Source organism: uncultured Marivirga sp. (assembly GCF_963974845.1).
Taxonomy (GTDB): Bacteria; Bacteroidota; Bacteroidia; order Cytophagales; family Cyclobacteriaceae; genus Marivirga; species Marivirga harenae.
This window is the reverse complement of sequence record NZ_CAXBEQ010000002.1, coordinates 736,648-753,004: the sequence shown is the minus strand read 5'-3', so window position 1 is coordinate 753,004 and position 16,357 is coordinate 736,648. Positions and strand designations below refer to the sequence as shown.

Here is a 16,357-nt window from a genome sequence, read left to right as displayed (position 1 = left end):
GCTCTGGAAGAGAATTTTTAAAAAGCTTACGATAAAAGACTTAAAATCTTGTGAACATTAGTTCGTGCGGGTTTACCTGCCCTTTTTATAGGAAGGTTCAAGTCCTGCAAAGCAGGCAAGCCCGCTCCTGGCACAAAAGCTTCTCAGTAATGAGAGGCTTTTTGTGTTTTATGGCATTTATACTAATTTGTATTTATGTTTACTACCTACGCCCTTCAGAGTATTCATAAAAATTACATATACAAAGGCTTCACATCAAATATTGAGGATCGGTTTAAAAGGCATAATGAAGGCAGAGAAAAAACTACAGCTCCTTACAGTCCATTTAAGATTATTTACACAAAACAATTTTCTAACAGAAAAGAAGCAAGGGATCATGAAAAATGGTTAAAGAGCAGCTCTGGAAGAGAATTTTTAAAAAGCTTACGATAAAAGACTTAAAATCTTGTGAATATTCGATCCCTGGGGATTCCCTTGTCGTTCTTCAGCTTATTCTAGTCCTTCAGAGAAGGCAGACCGCACTTGTCATAAAAGCTTTCCTTTCATAGGAAGCTTTTTGTTTTCTCGAATATTTATACGTGTTCCTTCGAAATAATCCTTCAGACTTGTCCAAATCAGCTTAGTTGGAGCAGTTTGTATTTTTAATAAGATCTTTCTTTTTTTTAAAAGAGATCAATCCAAGCAAAAAGAATCCACTTATTCCGGATATCTGCTTGCCAGATCGAAAGTAAATTGAACTTTATAAATCTATAGGCATAAAAAAAGCCTTACATTTCTGTAAGGCTTTGCTCCTCTTCTTGGACTCGAACCAAGGACCCTTTGATTAACAGTCAAATGCTCTAACCAGCTGAGCTAAAGAGGAATTTTATCCGTTTGGGAATGCAAATATGCAAGGCTCTTTTATTATTTCCAAATACTTCTTTTAAAAAAATCGTAAAATATTTTTCAAGCTATATTTCGTCAGTTTTACGCTCAGCAATTTCAATAGACCAGCCATTACGTCATGTTTTTAGTTGATAAAATTTCAATATAGTGTCAATATGTCTTATTTTACCAAAAGAATTTAATTGGTATAGATTTTTCTATGTTAACATTAAAAATTAATTGTTAAACCTTAAAACAAAAAAGTTATGGCACTTATAAAGTATAACCCAAGTTTACCTAATACTGAAAACAAAAGATTTTCAAGTTTATTAGACAGATTTTTTGACGAGTCCTTTAATGGTATTGGAAAAGAAATGCAGCACTTCAATCCTCAAGTCGATATTGCTGAAAGCAAAAAAGCATTTGAGATATCAGTAGCCGCACCTGGAATGAAAAAGACAGATTTTAACATTGATATGAGCGATGGATCTATCACAATATCTGGTGAGCGAAAGTTTGAGGAAAAAAAGGATGAAAAAAATTATCATTCGGTAGAGACACAATACGGCTCCTTCTCAAGAACATTTCATCTTCCCGACAATATCAGGGAAGACAAAATTGAAGCAACTTATCATGACGGAATATTAAATATTGTGATTCCTAAGGATGAACAAAAAGAATTAAAAAGAACAATTCAAATCAAGTAATCTCACTTTGGAATTGTTTTTTGAAGGGGCTAGGTCCCCTTCTTTCATTTTTGACAATATGTGGATGAACCGAAACGTTCATTATGCGTTTGAATAGAACAATTTAAATTATTTAGTGATGGAAAAAAGACAGTTTTTTATAGGAATTATTTTTGCTTCTATATTCAGTGCATTGCTTTCAGTAGGTGGTTTTATATATTTTAATCCTAGCACTTCTGGAACAGACAATCAAAATTTTGATGAAATTCAATCTAATAATACTCGATTTTCGAGCTTTTTGGATGAAACTGAATACAATGTCCCAGAAGGAATCAATTTTATTTATGCTGCTGAGCAAGTAACAAAAGGAGTGGTTCATATTAAAGCAGAGGTTGAAAGAGATGTTCCAAGAGGTAGATCTCCATTTGAAGAATTCTTCAGAGATTATTACGGTGATAAAAGTCCGCAACCCAGAAAAGGTCAATCATCGGGCTCGGGCGTAATTATTTCTCCGGACGGCTATATCGTTACGAACAATCATGTAGTTGAAAACGCCTCCAATCTAGAAGTGGTATTACATGACAATAGAAGCTACAATGCAAAAGTTATTGGCGCGGATCCCAATACCGACATTGCCCTGTTGAAAATAGATGAGGAAGATTTGAATTTCGTGGAATTTGGCAATTCAGATCATGCAAAAATTGGAGAATGGGTATTGGCAGTGGGAAATCCATTTAATTTAACTTCGACCGTTACAGCTGGTATAGTAAGTGCAAAGGCAAGAAACATAAATATTTTAAATAGACAGAACAGATACGGCATTGAGTCTTTTATTCAAACCGATGCTGCCGTGAACCCAGGTAATAGTGGGGGAGCATTAGTCAATCTTTCAGGGAAACTAATTGGTGTGAATACTGCTATTGCAACTCCAACTGGAAGTTATGCCGGCTACTCTTTTGCTGTTCCTTCTATTTTGGTCAAAAAAGTAGTGGATGATTTAAAAGAGTATGGAATTGTTCAAAGAGCTGTATTGGGTGTAAGTATCGTGGACTTGAATGACCCTCGTATTAAAGATCAAGACTTTGGTACAAATTCCGGTGTTTTGGTAGCTGGTACCACACCTGGAAGTGCGGCAGAAGCTGCTGGCATGAAAGAAGAAGATATCATCATTAAAATTGATGATAAAGCGATCAAAAATGTTGCAGAATTACAGGAGCAAATTGCAAGATACAGTCCCGGGGAGCAAGTTAAAGTGACCTATCTAAGAGACGGAAAAGAAAATGAAACTACGGTTGAACTGAAAAGCTTAGAAAACAGTACTGAAATAGTAACTGCAAGCACAGCAAAAATGTTGGGGGGAGCGACTTTCGAGGATATAAGTGAAGATGAAATGGAAGCCTTAGATATTGCTGGAGGTTCTAAGGTTGTGGAACTTCAAGATGGAAAATGGAAAGATATAGGAATTAAAGAAGGCTTTATTATTACCGCTGTTGATAAAGGGGCAATTAAAAACACAGAAGATTTAATTGCTACCCTAAAAGGAAAAAGAGGCGGTGTATTAATAGAAGGAACATATCCTGACGGTACAAAAGCATATTATGGAATGGGGTGGCAATAATCCTAGACTTTAGTAAATAATTTTTAAGGGCACCCAAATCAGGGTGCCTTTTTCTTTTGTTATCATTCAAAAAAAGCCAATTTTGTGCCATTAAAAATCAACTGTAGAGGCTAAAATGATTGGATAATAGCTGAAAACATACTTTAAACTATTTAAACCTAATAAATCATAATTTTTGTAATTAATTGAATACTATGGATATTAAGAAAACTTACGGCTTAGAAGAGGCCCTAAACAAATTAGGAGTAAAAGGTCACAACGGTGGGACTTCAACAGGAAGTAACTGGATGGAAGGAAACGGGAAGATCAGCTCTGTATCTCCAGTAGATGGGAAAGAAATTGCCTCTGTGGGAGTAACAACTGCTGAGGATTACGAAAAAACCATAAAAACTGCTTCAGAGGCTTTCAAGACTTGGAGCAATATGCCTGCACCAGCAAGAGGCGAAATTGTTCGTCAGTTTGGAAATAGGTTAAGAGAATTAAAAGATCCGCTGGGCCGATTAGTTTCCTATGAAATGGGAAAATCCTTACAAGAAGGCTGGGGTGAAGTTCAAGAAATGATAGATATCTGTGACTTTGGTGTCGGATTATCACGTCAATTGTATGGATTAACCATAAAATCTGAACGACCAGATCATTCCATGCAAGAACAATGGCATCCATTAGGAATTACAGGTATTATCTCTGCATTCAATTTCCCCGTTGCCGTTTGGAGTTGGAACACCGCATTAGCTTGGGTTTGTGGTAATGTTACTGTTTGGAAGCCTTCTGAAAAAGCCCCACTAACAGGTATTGCTTGCCAAAATATTATTGCGGAAGTATTGAAAGAAAATGATATGCCGGAAGGTATCTCTTGCTTAATCAATGGAGATTACAAAGTAGGAGAAATGATGACCAAAGACGCTAGAGTTCCATTAGTATCTGCCACTGGCTCTATAAGAATGGGTAAAATTGTAGGCCAAGAAGTAGCTTCTAGACTAGGTAAATCTATTCTTGAATTAGGAGGAAACAATGCGATGATCATCTCAAAAGAGGCTGATTTGAAAATGACCTTAATAGGGGCAGTATTTGGCGCAGTTGGAACTGCTGGTCAGCGTTGTACTTCAACCAGAAGATTAATCATTCATGAGGATATTTATGATGAGTTGATCGGTAAAATGAAAGATGCCTATAAGCAATTAAGTATTGGGAATCCATTGGATGAGAAAAACCATGTTGGGCCTGTAATTGATCAAGATTCTGTCAACAACTATTTAAAAGCCATTGAAAAAGCTAAAGCTGAAGGCGGGAAAGTAATTGTTGAAGGGGGCGTATTAGAAGGAGAAGGATATGAAAGTGGGTGTTACGTAAAGCCAGTCATTATTGAAGCTCAAAATGAGTTTGAAATCGTGCAGGAAGAGACATTTGCACCGATTTTATATGTAATGAAATATAGTGGAGATATCGAAAATGCCCTTGCCCTCCAAAATGGAGTGAAACAAGGTCTATCTTCAGCCATTATGACCAATAATATGCAAGAGGCTCACAGATTCTTATCGTCTAGAGGATCAGATTGTGGTATTGCCAATGTGAACATTGGAACATCTGGTGCTGAAATTGGTGGTGCGTTTGGTGGAGAAAAAGAAACAGGCGGTGGCCGAGAATCTGGCTCTGATGCTTGGAAAGCGTACATGAGAAGACAAACGAACACCTTGAACTATGGAAATTCTTTGCCATTAGCTCAAGGAATTAAATTCGATATTTAATTTTTTCGATGAAATGCACACGTTTATTCGTGTGCATTTTCTATATTGAATTGTTTTTATACAACATTGATTTTATTAACTTGTTCCCAAATTAAAAATTGTTCAATATGAGTAAGTATCAATCCGTCATGCTAATCGATGATAATGAAATCGATAATTTGATAAACCAGAAAATGGTTGAAGCTGCAGGCTTGTCAAAGTATATCTATACACATACAGGTGCGAAAAGTGCAATTGAGTTTTTGAAAAATATTGAGCAATTAGAAAATGATATAGTTTCTGGTGTACTGCCAGATATTATCTTCTTAGACATCGATATGCCTTTAATGGATGGTTTTCAATTCCTAGAGGAGTTTAATAAATTGAAAGATAGTACAAAAGATAAATGCAAGATTGTCATGTTGACTTCTTCGATCAATCCACAAGACGTGAGCAAATCAAAGAAATATGATGCCGTTAAAAAGTATCTCAACAAACCGCTTTCTCAAGAGAGCTTAACGGAGTTATCTATTTAAAAGAGGCTTCATTGTCTCACATGTATAAACGGAAAAAGCCCATTTAACATATGTTCAATGGGCTTTTACAATTTATAATCTAACAAAAATTAAACCACCAGTTGCTTTATTAGATTATCGTCAAATTCAAGTAATAAACTAGGTGCAAAGTGCTGCATCGGCTCTAGAGATTTGAACTTCTTAACCAATTCCTTAATTTTTTCCTCCTTATTCCTTTTCGATTCACTTAAAGAAATTTTCATGATTTTATTCAACACTTGAATATTCATGCAATTTTCCTTTCCTATAATTCTAATTTGTCTCTGAATACTGTTAATAAGCTGATTAAATAACTCATAGTCCTTCATCAAACAATACTCAAGTGCTAGTAATGTTTTAATTTCTAGCTGAGCATTTTGATATTTTTTCAAACTAACATCATTCAATAAATTATTTAACCATTTAGCAGCCTCTTCATGCTTTTGGTCAAAATGGCAACTCAAAGAACGATAAGTAGCATAAGTTATATATTGAGGAACATCATCCTTATCAGGTTCAAAATCCTGAAATAAAGCTACATTTTCCTCAGATAGCATCACCTTATCCGGCATTCTCTTAGCTCTCTGTATTTTTGTAATTAAAAATTGAGCAGGATAAGTAAATAAATTAAAATTTGATAAAAATGCTGCACAAGATTCATTAACCTCCTCGAAGTAATTCTCTGCCTTCCTATATAATCTGTAATGATTATAATACTCTAACTTCAAAAATTCATAAACTAGTTTTAAATGGAAGTAAATGGAATCCAAACTATATAATTCAAAGATACCATCTGCCTTGGCCAACACATCCTCAATGGGGTCTAGGTCAACATTATTCTCGTCTTCTTCAACAAATAATCTATGAAATATATTTAAGCAATTTTTGTAGACGAAAAGTCTGTGGGAATCATAAATCTGACAGGTATTCAACATTTCCCTATTCAGGAGAACAAGCTCCAGTTTATTGGTCTCATCACCCGTTAAAGAGTAATTACCAAACTTAATGAAATAACTGCTTAACAGGTCTTCTGCCTTGTCAACAGCCAACATATAGGCAACATGGCGATTATACAATTGGCTGTAGCCAAAATACTCTTCCGTGTTTTGGTGTAATTTTTTTAATGCCTTATAAACAATGGTGAGTTCGTTCGAAAGATCATAATCTATAAGCTCTTTCTCCAATTTTTTCAAAGTGGCAATGGCTATCGCCTTCTTTTTGGTAAAAATGATTTCATTTATATTAGCTACTTTCTTTAAAATATCCGTTCTCGGATTTTCCATTTGTTGAAGCAGGTATTCTTCGATTTTTTGATTTAATCTCGATCTTAACGTATAATAAGCATTAGTATTAACCTCAAGTTCCTCCATGATGGCATGATCACTAGAAGAACTTTCACGCATCGATTTTAGCAAATAAGCAGATTTTTCCGCTCCACCTGTTGATAAACTCTCATGAATCGCAAGATAATCCGCGTCAGAAAGTTGCATGATTATATTCTTAAGTTTCGCCATATTCTTATTAATTCACCGATTTTAAATCATTTCAAAGGAAAGTTAATTATTTAGATGAAAATCACACAAAAAAGTTAAACATTTATGAAAAAACCTTACATCTACTGCCAATTATTTCGTTTAAAACCACTTTAAATCTTATAATTTTACAATAAACCTCATTTTTCATGTGACAAAGAACTAAATTTAACTTATTATAAAATTTAGTCAATTTACATATTATGAGAAATATCGCATTAATACTAAGCATCTTTTTATTAAGCTGTCAAAATGATAAATCCCTAGATTTTTTTACTCAGGTTAACAATTTAGAAAAAATTGAAGGCAACTCAGAATATAAAAATAGTCCCTTCTTAAGTGCGGGTAAAAGACTCTATGTGGTGGGTCACCAAAACGGTACTTTCCCAGATTTAGGTTGGCATATAGAAGGCGAAATGGGAGGCGTGTGGATGCCTCCCATTAAATTGCTAGATGGATATCATGCGGAGATTAAAAAAAATAATGAACATGTATGCTTAACTCAAGCTGACCAATTTATTAATTATCCGATTGGTAGTGAACATATTTTTAGGGCTAAGAATCTAGGCTTAAAAGTAGCACAATTCCATTTTGTTCCGGGAAATGAAAACGGATTAATTGTAGCCTATCAATTAGAGAACATTCTTGCGTCAGAAAATAAATTCACTTTTACATTTAACACTGCTATTGATATTCGCCCTGCCTGGTTGGCTGATTCTTTAAATATTGAAGACTTTGATGATGAGGGAGAATGGAAGAACAGAAATAATACTTTTTTAGCAAAAGACTCGGGAAATAATTGGTATGCCGCTATTAGCGGAAAGGATTTCAAACCATCTAATTCCGAGAACTCTTGTAAAATAAAAAGAAGAGGAAACGGCTTTGACCATGCTTTGAGTCGATCGATAAATCTGAAAGCAAATGAAAGAAAAACCATTTATTTAATAATTAGCGGCTCTTATAAAGGTGAAAAAGAAGTTATCAATACGTCTCGATATTTATCTAGTACCCCTGAAACCTTATTAAGGGAGAAAATAGATGCCTACCAAAAAGTAAGTGAAACTAATAATTTGAAAACCCAAGACAAAGACTTTGATCAAATGTTCAGGTGGTTGAAATATAATACAGAATGGTTGATGCAAGAGGTCCCAGATGTTGGAACTGGCTTAACCGCAGGAAGCCCAGACTACCCCTGGTGGTTTGGTACTGATAATGGTTATGCTGTGCAGGGCTTATTGGCATCTGGAATGCATCAACAAGCTTTACAAACCATAGATTTGGTTGTAAAATTATCTGAAAAGATTAATGGAAAGAATGGGAGAATCATGCACGAAGCTTCTACAAATGGCGTAGTTTTTAATCCAGGGAATCTAAATACTACTCCAAAATTTGTTAGTATGCTTTGGAAGGCTTACGCGTGGACTGGAGATGATGAATTACTGAAGTACTACGACTTAGTACATAGCGCAGTTGATTGGATTGAATCTCAAGATACCAATGGAAACGGTTATCCGGATGGTGCAGGCATGATGGAAATCCATGGTCTTGATAGTGAAATGATAGATGTAGTGTCTTATCAATATGAAATGTACTTGGCAGCAGCCAATTTTGCGAAAGTAAAAAGCGACAAGGTCTTGGTTGATGAGTACTTGGAAAAAGCTAAAAAGCTACAATCAAAAATTAATTCTGAATGGTGGGTAGAGGAATTTAATTCTTATGCGGATTTTCGAGCCACCAAATCAGAAGCAATAAAACTAACCGAAGCTGCTATTATAAGAGCGGACAGCATTGAAAAGCCTTGGTCGGTCATTGAATTAGAGAATACTTTAGATACCATTAAATCCATGGAGATAAGCGGCCCTTCTCCATTTGTAGTTCACCATAATTGGATAGTCAATACCCCAATGGAAGTTGGAGCTGCCGATCAAGAAAAAGCTACTGCGGCCTTAGCAACCGCAGAAAAATACCGAAGTAGGTTTGGAATATTTGTTACTGGTATCGACCGTGATGAAAAGCAGGAAAAAGCCGCCAAATGGCAATCTTTTAGTTATGTAGGAGCTGTAATGACTTTACCCACTGGAGTGCAGGCCATTGCGGAAGCGAAATATGGTAATCCGGATAAAGCACTGGCCTATTTAAAAAAATTGCAAAACTCATTTAGTTACGCTCTACCTGGCTCTATGTATGAGGTAAGCCCTGATTTTGGCATGATGACACAAGCTTGGAATATTTATGCAGTAGCAGTACCTGTAGTAGAAGAGTTTTTTGGTATTAGGCCAAAAGCCTGGAAAAATGAAATTATAATAAAACCTAATTTACCTTCAGACTGGAAAGATGTAAGTCTACAGTATATTAGGATTGGAAACAATAAGCTCGATATATCAGCAAAAAGAGTAGGGAATATCTTGGAAATCCGAGTTTCTCAATTACATAACTGGACTATAGCTTTTGAATTTCCAGAAGCAAAAAGCATTATCTATGATGGAAATAAAATAAATGGCGGTAAAGTAGAATTATATGACAGACTTCATAACCTTAAAGTAGAGTTTTAATTTATTAGTTTAATTTCAAAACATTAATGCAAGGTTGGCGTTAAATCTCCAACAGTACATAAAAATATACAAATGAATAAAGAACTTATTATACAGACAATAGTCATCACATCCGCAATTTTATTTCCTTTTGTTACGGGTTTTGTTAATTCGAGGAAACAACAAAAGAAGTTGGTTTATAAAAGAGTGAAAAGCTAGAAGTTTTTTTATTTAGAAATAAGCTCTTGAATTTGCTCTAAATGCTCTTTTTGCAAAGGCTTGGTAAAATATCCTTTTACAAGTTTAAACTTATCGGATTTCTGAATATCTGCTTTGTCAGAAGACGAACTTAGCATAAAAACATAGGTGTTATCAGATGATACAAAATGCTCAATGTTTTCCAAAAACTCCCAACCATTCATAAACGGCATGTTGATATCCAAAATAATTGCGTAGGTTTTGTCTTGTGAATAGTCCTCCCGCAAAAACTCTAAGGCGTAAGTTCCATCTAAAAATTTTTTGGGCTTTTGAAAAAAAGAATCCCCTTCTACTATCATTTCGGATAGCATCAAGGATATTTCATCATCATCAACAATTAGGTTTTTTAAGTTCATTCGTTTTGGCTATTTACGTTTATTTCCTGAGATTTACTCACCACGGATTTTACTATTTCATCTAATTCCTCGGCTGATTTCAAAATATGATTATAAAAGATTTCCTTATCACTATCTGTAATTCTCTCATTCTTCATGGCATTGACCAAGCCCATTAAGCGAGCAAGAGGGGCCCTCACCACATGCGATTGTGTCCATGCAATATCCTTTAGTATTTCATTCTGTTTCTCAACCGCTTCTATATGAAGATTCCTTTCAGTTACGTCATTGACTAAAATAATTTGAGCTTGTAGCCCTCTAAAAAGAAAGCTATTGGAACGTATCTCCACTCTTATTCTGTCCCCATTTTTCTTTAAATGAGTAAATTCACCATGATATATATTCTTATTGGGTTGTCTTTGCTTTATCATAGAGTCCTTCAATGCAGATATTTCCTCTGGGGGTCTAATGTCAGTAATATCCATTGCAAGAAACTCTTCATAGGAATATCCATAATGTTCGATAGCCGCATCGTTTACATCCAAAAATTTTAAGGATTTCTTATCATAAACCCACATGGGTAAAGGGCTAAAATGAAAGAGATCAGAATATCTTTGTTCTGATTCCTTCAAATTGACCATTGTTTTATTTCGCTCTATGTTATATAGGATGCTCTTATGCAGCACTGTTGTATTTAATACATCTTTCAAAAGATAATCCGAAGCTCCTAAGGACAAGGTTTTAATGGCAAAGTCTACATCAGTGTAACCTGTTAGAATAATGATGGGTACATTTTTTGAGTATTCTTTAATTCTGGAAATCAATTCCTCCCCCTCTAAATCTGGCAAACTAAGATCGAGAAATATCAAATCAATATGAGATACCTCACCTTTAAGTATATCCCTTGCCGAATGAAAATCTTTAGCCAATCTAATATTCTTAGTCACACGGGTTTCAAGTAGAAAATCTTCAACCAAGAGGTAATCCCCAGGATTGTCCTCAACAACTAAAATATCATATCGATTTAAATTTTTAGACATACTAATTCTGATCTCTAGGTAAACTTACTATACTGAACCAAAATTGTTCAATACCAGCAATAGCAGTCATAAATTCATCAATTTCGACTGGCTTACTGATAAAACAATTAGCATGGTTATGATATGCTTTTTTGATGTCAGTATCTGAAGAGGAAGTAGTGAGCATAATAACAGGTATGCTATTTAGATTCTTATCATTTTTTATTTCTAATAAAACTTCATGGCCACTCATAATGGGCAGGTTTATATCTAATAAAATCAAATCCGGCAGAATGGCTTCTTCATATCCTCTTTTCTTCATAAGATGGTCAAGTGCTTCTCTTCCATTTCTAGCAACATCAACTTCATTGATGATTTTACTATCTTCTAATGCTTCTGTTGTTAGCACTATATCTCCTTCATTATCTTCCACTAACAGGATACGTATGGGTTTCATTTTTTTGGTTTTGAATATTTGAAGCTACTCATGGTATCATCAGCACCTTGTAGATTGTTTTCGATTAAACATAATATTAATCTCTATTTAAAATTTCGTTTTTACAAAATAATTTATTCATCCTGAAAAAATAAACTTTTCCAGCTTCGTATTTCAAAAAACATGACAAAAATCATAGTTTTTGAATTTATAGTTGTTAATGTTAAATTCAATCTTAGTAAGATACATATTTTTATTCAAAAATAGTATATGTGACAGGTAAAAATACTGCTCCTATTAATTTCTAATTTAATAAGTAATAAAGGAGCCCTAAGCTTAAATTTCCCTTGATTGATTTATAGGAATCGTAAAATAGAATGTAGTGCCTTTTCCTTTTTCAGAGTCAACCCAAATTTTTCCGTTTTGGCTTTCTATAATCTTTTTCACTATGGCCAGTCCCATACCTGTACCTGAATATTCTGTCTTATTATGAAGTCTTTGAAAAATGTTGAAGATCCTATCAAAGTATTTTTTTTCTATTCCAATGCCATTGTCTGCAACAGAAAACTTCCAATCCTTTTTTAGCTTTCTCGCTTTAATTAAGACTTTTGGTGGTATTTTTGAGTCTCTGTACTTTAGTGCATTAGAAATTAAATTCTGAAATAATTGAATCATTGGAGAAGGGTGACCAGTGATCTTTGGCAAATTATCAAATAGCACCTCTGCATTTAGCTCTTCTATTTGCTTTCGGTGTAATAAACAAACTTCTTGTACCACATCATTCAAATCGACCTCTGTTTGTTCTGCTTCTTCTTTACCAATTCTTGAAAAGTCCAATAAATCCAAAATGATTTGGCGCATTCGTTTGGCTCCATCTACCGCAAAATGAATATATTGATTCGCTTTATCGTCAAGCTGATTTCCATATTTTTTTTCAAGTTGTGTCAGAAATCCAGAAACCATCCGTAAGGGTTCTTGTAAATCATGAGAAGCCACATAGGCAAATTGTTCTAATTCTGCATTTGAAACAGAAAGGGCATGGGTTTGCTTTTCCAGTTTTTCATTTATTTCAACTAATGATGTTTCATAAGCTTTACGATCACTTATGTCAGTGGTAGCCCCGATCATTCGAATAGCTTTTCCGCTGTCGCTCCTAACGATATATCCCTTATCAATGACATATGCATATTCTCCAGATTTCTTTTTAAATCTATATTCTTCCTTCCAAAAATTTACACTTTTATTATGAAGTGCTTCTTTTTGAGATTTTAATACTTGAGTTAGATCATCAGGGTGCACTTTTTGTTTCCAAAATGTAGGAGATTTATTCGCCTCCTCATTAGAGTATCCAAACCTTTTTTCAAAGCCCGTCCCAAAGCGTAAGGATTCTCCAGTTAGCAAATCCCAATCCCAAATAGCATCGCTGGTGGCTAAGGCTACTTTTTCAAATCTTTCATTTGATTGCTTAATCTCTTCATCAGCACTTTTCCTCAAAGTGACGTCCTTAAAATACACAGATAATCCTTTCTTCGAAGGATATGCACTTACTTCAAACCATTTCTCTAAAGGAGGGAAATACTCTTCAAAGTGAACTTTTTGTTGTAATTCTACGGCTTTATGATACTCCGTATAGAATTTAAGATTAATAGCGTCACCATATTCTGTCCACAAATTCCTATTAAGGATTTCGTGTCTCTTCTTACCCAAGACATTTTCCGCCTCTCTATTCCAATAAGTAACTGTCCAATCGCAATCAACTGCAAAAAATGCGTCCCCTATACTTTCTAAAATATCTTTCCTCTCTTTTAGTGCTTCCTTCAAAGCTAACTGCGACTTCTTTTGTTTATCAATATCTTGATAGCTCCCAAAAATTCGATTGGTTTTTCCTCCTATTCTATCCGCTTGACCAATACACCTGACCCATTTCTCGTTTCCGTTCTGAGTTTTTATTAGGAGTTCCAAATCAAATTCTTTAGCTGTATCAATTAATTCATTGATAGCCTCTTCAATTAAATTCCTACTGTGGTCAGAATAGAACGATAAACCATCTGATAATGAGGGGTTATATTCAGCATCGACTTCCAATATTTCCTTTGTCATGGGAGACCAATAAACTTCTTCTTTTCCATTGCGCCAATTCAATTCCCAACTTCCGATCTTTGCTAAACCAGCAGTTCCTTCTGCAAGTATTTCCAATTCTTTAAAATCCGTAATATCGGTGATAATAGAATCCCAAATAACTGTTCCATTCGAAAGTTTTTGAGGATTGCCAGAACCCTCATGGTATCGAATCATCCCATTAGGATGATGATATCTCCAAACAAAATGCCAAGGAGTTAATTGATCAGCAGATTTAAGAATGGATTCTTTCATTTGTGGCATATCCCCACCTGCTTCTATTCGGCTCCAAATTACCTCCGTAGTCTGCATGCATTCTTCAGGAGTGAAACCAAAGATTTCTTCAGATCTTTTGCTAACGAAATCTAATAAATCTGTACCGTCAGATTTTAAATGATATTGAAAAATCACGCCTGGCACATTATTGGAAATTTTCTCTAAACGAAGCTCCACGATTTTTTGATCATGTATATCTTGGAAACTACCGTATAAACGAACACATTGACCCTCAAGGAATTCTGCATTTCCTTTTGCCCTGACCCATCTTTCATGCCCTTTAAATGTGATTATGAGGGCTTCAAAGTCAAACGAGTCTCCACTACTGATGGCTTTTTCTACTGCTTCAGTAACTTTTTCGCGGTAATCCGAGTGATAAAAATTTATCGCTGTGTCTAAATCTGGCGTAAAATCATCTGGGACCTCATGAATCTCTTTGGTCATGGGAGACCAAAAATGTTCATTAGTCTTCATATTTATTTCCCAACCCCCAACTCTCGCTAGTTTTATAGCATTATCAACTGTTTGCTGCAGTTCAATCTTTTCTGTAACATCTCTTGAATTTGCGACTATACCTTTCACATGTGGCTCATTTAAAAGATTTGATAAAGAAGATTCAACCCACCGCCATTCTCCTCTACCATTTAAGAAACGAAAGGCAGGTAAATAGATGTTTCTTTCACTTTCTAACTTAGTAAACTCATCACGCACCCACTCTAAATCGTTAGGATGAATAAAATCAAAAGCACTTTTTCCCAAAAACTCACTTGGATTACGACCTAAGATTGTTGTTGATGTTGGACTGACATACTTGTAAATACCGTCTAAATTTAATATCGCAATTAAATCTCCCCCCTCTTGGACCAAAGCTTTAAATCTTCTTTCACTCATGTAGAGTTCCTCTTCGTCTTTCAACTGATCCGAAGCATCTCTTGCAATGCAGTTCATTAAATTTTGGCTTGATTCCCAATAGCCTGACCAAACAACGGGTACTATGTATCCTTCTTTGTGCCTATATCGATTTCGAAAGTTTCTAAATGTCTTGCCTTTTTGGATTTCTTCAGCCACAGCTAGTGTTAAATCTCGATCTTCCTCGATAATAAATTGCAAAAATGGCTGACCTTCTAGTTCTTCAGGTTTATAGCCCCATAACTGCTCAGATGAACTACTTACCATTTGAAAAATACCATTTTCATCTATAGTACACAGAGTGTCCAGAGAACTATCCAAAACTTGTTGAAGTTTCTCTTGGCTTGCCTCTAGCTCCTTTCTTGCTTCTAGCGCCTCAGTGACATTCAAAGAAGTGAGGAAAATTCCTACAACTTCATCTTTTTCTGAAAAAATTGGCTTTAACTTCAGTTCGTAAAATTGTTTGGCCTCTGATCCCTGGTCTTGAACGATCTTGTTCACTTCCTCTCCATTAGAAACTAATTTTAGGCACATTTTTAAATCTTCCCGTTGATCTAACTTTACTGCATCTAGGAGAGACTTTCCTTTTTCAATAGCACTTTGCAAAAGGAAATTAGAATGAGTACTCATTTGTTTATTGAATGATACTACTTTCCACTCTCTATCCAAATAAGTATACGCTTCCTCAGTATTGTCAACAAGTAATTGGAGCTCATGCAGCAGCGCAACTCTTTCAGTAATATCAGTCCCAGTTCCGAACACGCACTCCTCGCCTTTGTACTGAATTAATGAAGCGGTGAAATAGAGGGGTATATTTCTGCCTTTGTTATTAATAATCGAGGTCTCTATTTCAGCATGGCCCGTTCTAAAAACTTCTCCTATTTGGTATTTTACCTTAGTTCTTTCTTCTCCCTGAAAGAAATCTTCAACTTTTTTGGAAGCAATTTCTGCATCGCTAAATTCTGTTACTTTCTTTAATTGCTTATTCCACACTTGGATCTTTCCATCCCGATTAAATAGAAAAAATATAGCAGGTAAATTTCTAATTATGTCATTTGTGAGTGAGTTTTGCTCTTCAACTTGCTTTTGGGCATTGACAAAATCACTAATATCTTGAAAAACCCCAATGAGCTTTCTGGGTTTTCCATCATTATCATAAAATAACTTGGCCTTTGAACGAACATGAATAGTTTCTCCAGACTTTTTAATTAGTCTTTTCTCTATTTTATATTCTGTCTTATTTTGCACGACTTCTTCCATCAATGCTGTGGCACGTTGCCTGTCCTTAGGGTGAATAACAGATAGGCCCTTTTCAAAAGTTACCTCAAATTCATTAGGCTCAAAGCCAAGCATTTTGAAGACTCCCTCTGACCAAGACAATTCATTATTTTGGAGATCCAATTCCCATGCCCCTGATTTAGTCAATGACTCAACTTGATCATAGAGAAGCTTTAATTTTTCAAATTCTGCAGGATTCATAGGGATTTAGTAGCGGTG

Annotated in this window: 11 protein-coding genes and 1 tRNA gene; 6 read left to right on the top strand and 6 right to left on the bottom strand. The window is 35.1% G+C overall.

The window, feature by feature from the left end; translation table 11 throughout:
* Positions 1-195 precede the first annotated feature (195 nt).
* Complete coding sequence (locus tag AAC601_RS07720) at positions 196-432, top strand: GIY-YIG nuclease family protein (RefSeq protein ID WP_340152945.1); 237 nt, start codon at positions 196-198, stop codon at positions 430-432.
* Positions 433-788: 356 nt separating this feature from the next.
* On the opposite strand, the gene AAC601_RS07715 is transcribed toward AAC601_RS07720, so the two are convergent.
* Positions 789-862: transfer RNA gene (locus AAC601_RS07715), tRNA-Asn, on the bottom strand.
* A 268-nt stretch (positions 863-1,130) separates the two neighbouring features.
* Here AAC601_RS07715 and AAC601_RS07710 point away from each other — a divergent pair.
* From AAC601_RS07710 to AAC601_RS07695, 4 genes are all read left to right on the top strand, one after another.
* Complete coding sequence (locus AAC601_RS07710; protein ID WP_303271397.1) at positions 1,131-1,571, top strand: Hsp20/alpha crystallin family protein; 441 nt, start codon at positions 1,131-1,133, stop codon at positions 1,569-1,571.
* Between the two features lie 118 nt (positions 1,572-1,689).
* Entirely contained in the window at positions 1,690-3,168 is a 1,479-nt protein-coding gene (locus tag AAC601_RS07705) for a Do family serine endopeptidase (RefSeq protein WP_340152944.1), read from the top strand.
* A 194-nt stretch (positions 3,169-3,362) separates the two neighbouring features.
* Positions 3,363-4,913: an aldehyde dehydrogenase family protein gene (locus tag AAC601_RS07700; protein ID WP_340152943.1), complete on the top strand. Its 1,551-nt coding sequence runs from the start codon at positions 3,363-3,365 to the stop codon at positions 4,911-4,913.
* A 107-nt stretch (positions 4,914-5,020) separates the two neighbouring features.
* Positions 5,021-5,428, top strand: a complete 408-nt coding sequence (locus tag AAC601_RS07695) for a response regulator (protein ID WP_340152942.1) — start codon at positions 5,021-5,023, stop codon at positions 5,426-5,428.
* 89 nt (positions 5,429-5,517) lie between these two features.
* On the opposite strand, the gene AAC601_RS07690 is transcribed toward AAC601_RS07695, so the two are convergent.
* Complete coding sequence (locus tag AAC601_RS07690; protein WP_340152941.1) at positions 5,518-6,960, bottom strand: hypothetical protein; 1,443 nt, start codon at positions 6,958-6,960, stop codon at positions 5,518-5,520.
* A gap of 221 nt (positions 6,961-7,181) precedes the next feature.
* On the opposite strand from AAC601_RS07690, the gene AAC601_RS07685 reads away from it, so the two are divergent.
* Positions 7,182-9,530 (top strand): glycogen debranching protein, encoded by a 2,349-nt coding sequence (locus AAC601_RS07685; RefSeq protein ID WP_340152940.1) that lies wholly within the window; start codon positions 7,182-7,184, stop codon positions 9,528-9,530.
* A 206-nt stretch (positions 9,531-9,736) separates the two neighbouring features.
* On the opposite strand, the gene AAC601_RS07680 is transcribed toward AAC601_RS07685, so the two are convergent.
* The 4 genes from AAC601_RS07680 to AAC601_RS07665 all read right to left on the bottom strand — a co-directional run bounded on the left by AAC601_RS07680 (position 9,737) and on the right by AAC601_RS07665 (position 16,339).
* Positions 9,737-10,123: a response regulator gene (locus AAC601_RS07680; protein ID WP_340152939.1), complete on the bottom strand. Its 387-nt coding sequence runs from the start codon at positions 10,121-10,123 to the stop codon at positions 9,737-9,739.
* A complete protein-coding gene (locus AAC601_RS07675) occupies positions 10,120-11,142 on the bottom strand; it encodes a response regulator (RefSeq protein ID WP_340152938.1) in 1,023 nt (340 codons plus the stop codon). The genes AAC601_RS07680 and AAC601_RS07675 overlap by 4 nt, the downstream gene beginning before the upstream one ends.
* Position 11,143: 1 nt before the next feature.
* Positions 11,144-11,578, bottom strand: coding sequence for a response regulator (locus AAC601_RS07670; RefSeq protein ID WP_340152937.1), 435 nt, complete (start codon positions 11,576-11,578; stop codon positions 11,144-11,146).
* A gap of 315 nt (positions 11,579-11,893) precedes the next feature.
* Positions 11,894-16,339, bottom strand: a complete 4,446-nt coding sequence (locus tag AAC601_RS07665) for a PAS domain-containing protein (protein WP_340152936.1) — start codon at positions 16,337-16,339, stop codon at positions 11,894-11,896.
* Positions 16,340-16,357 lie beyond the last annotated feature (18 nt).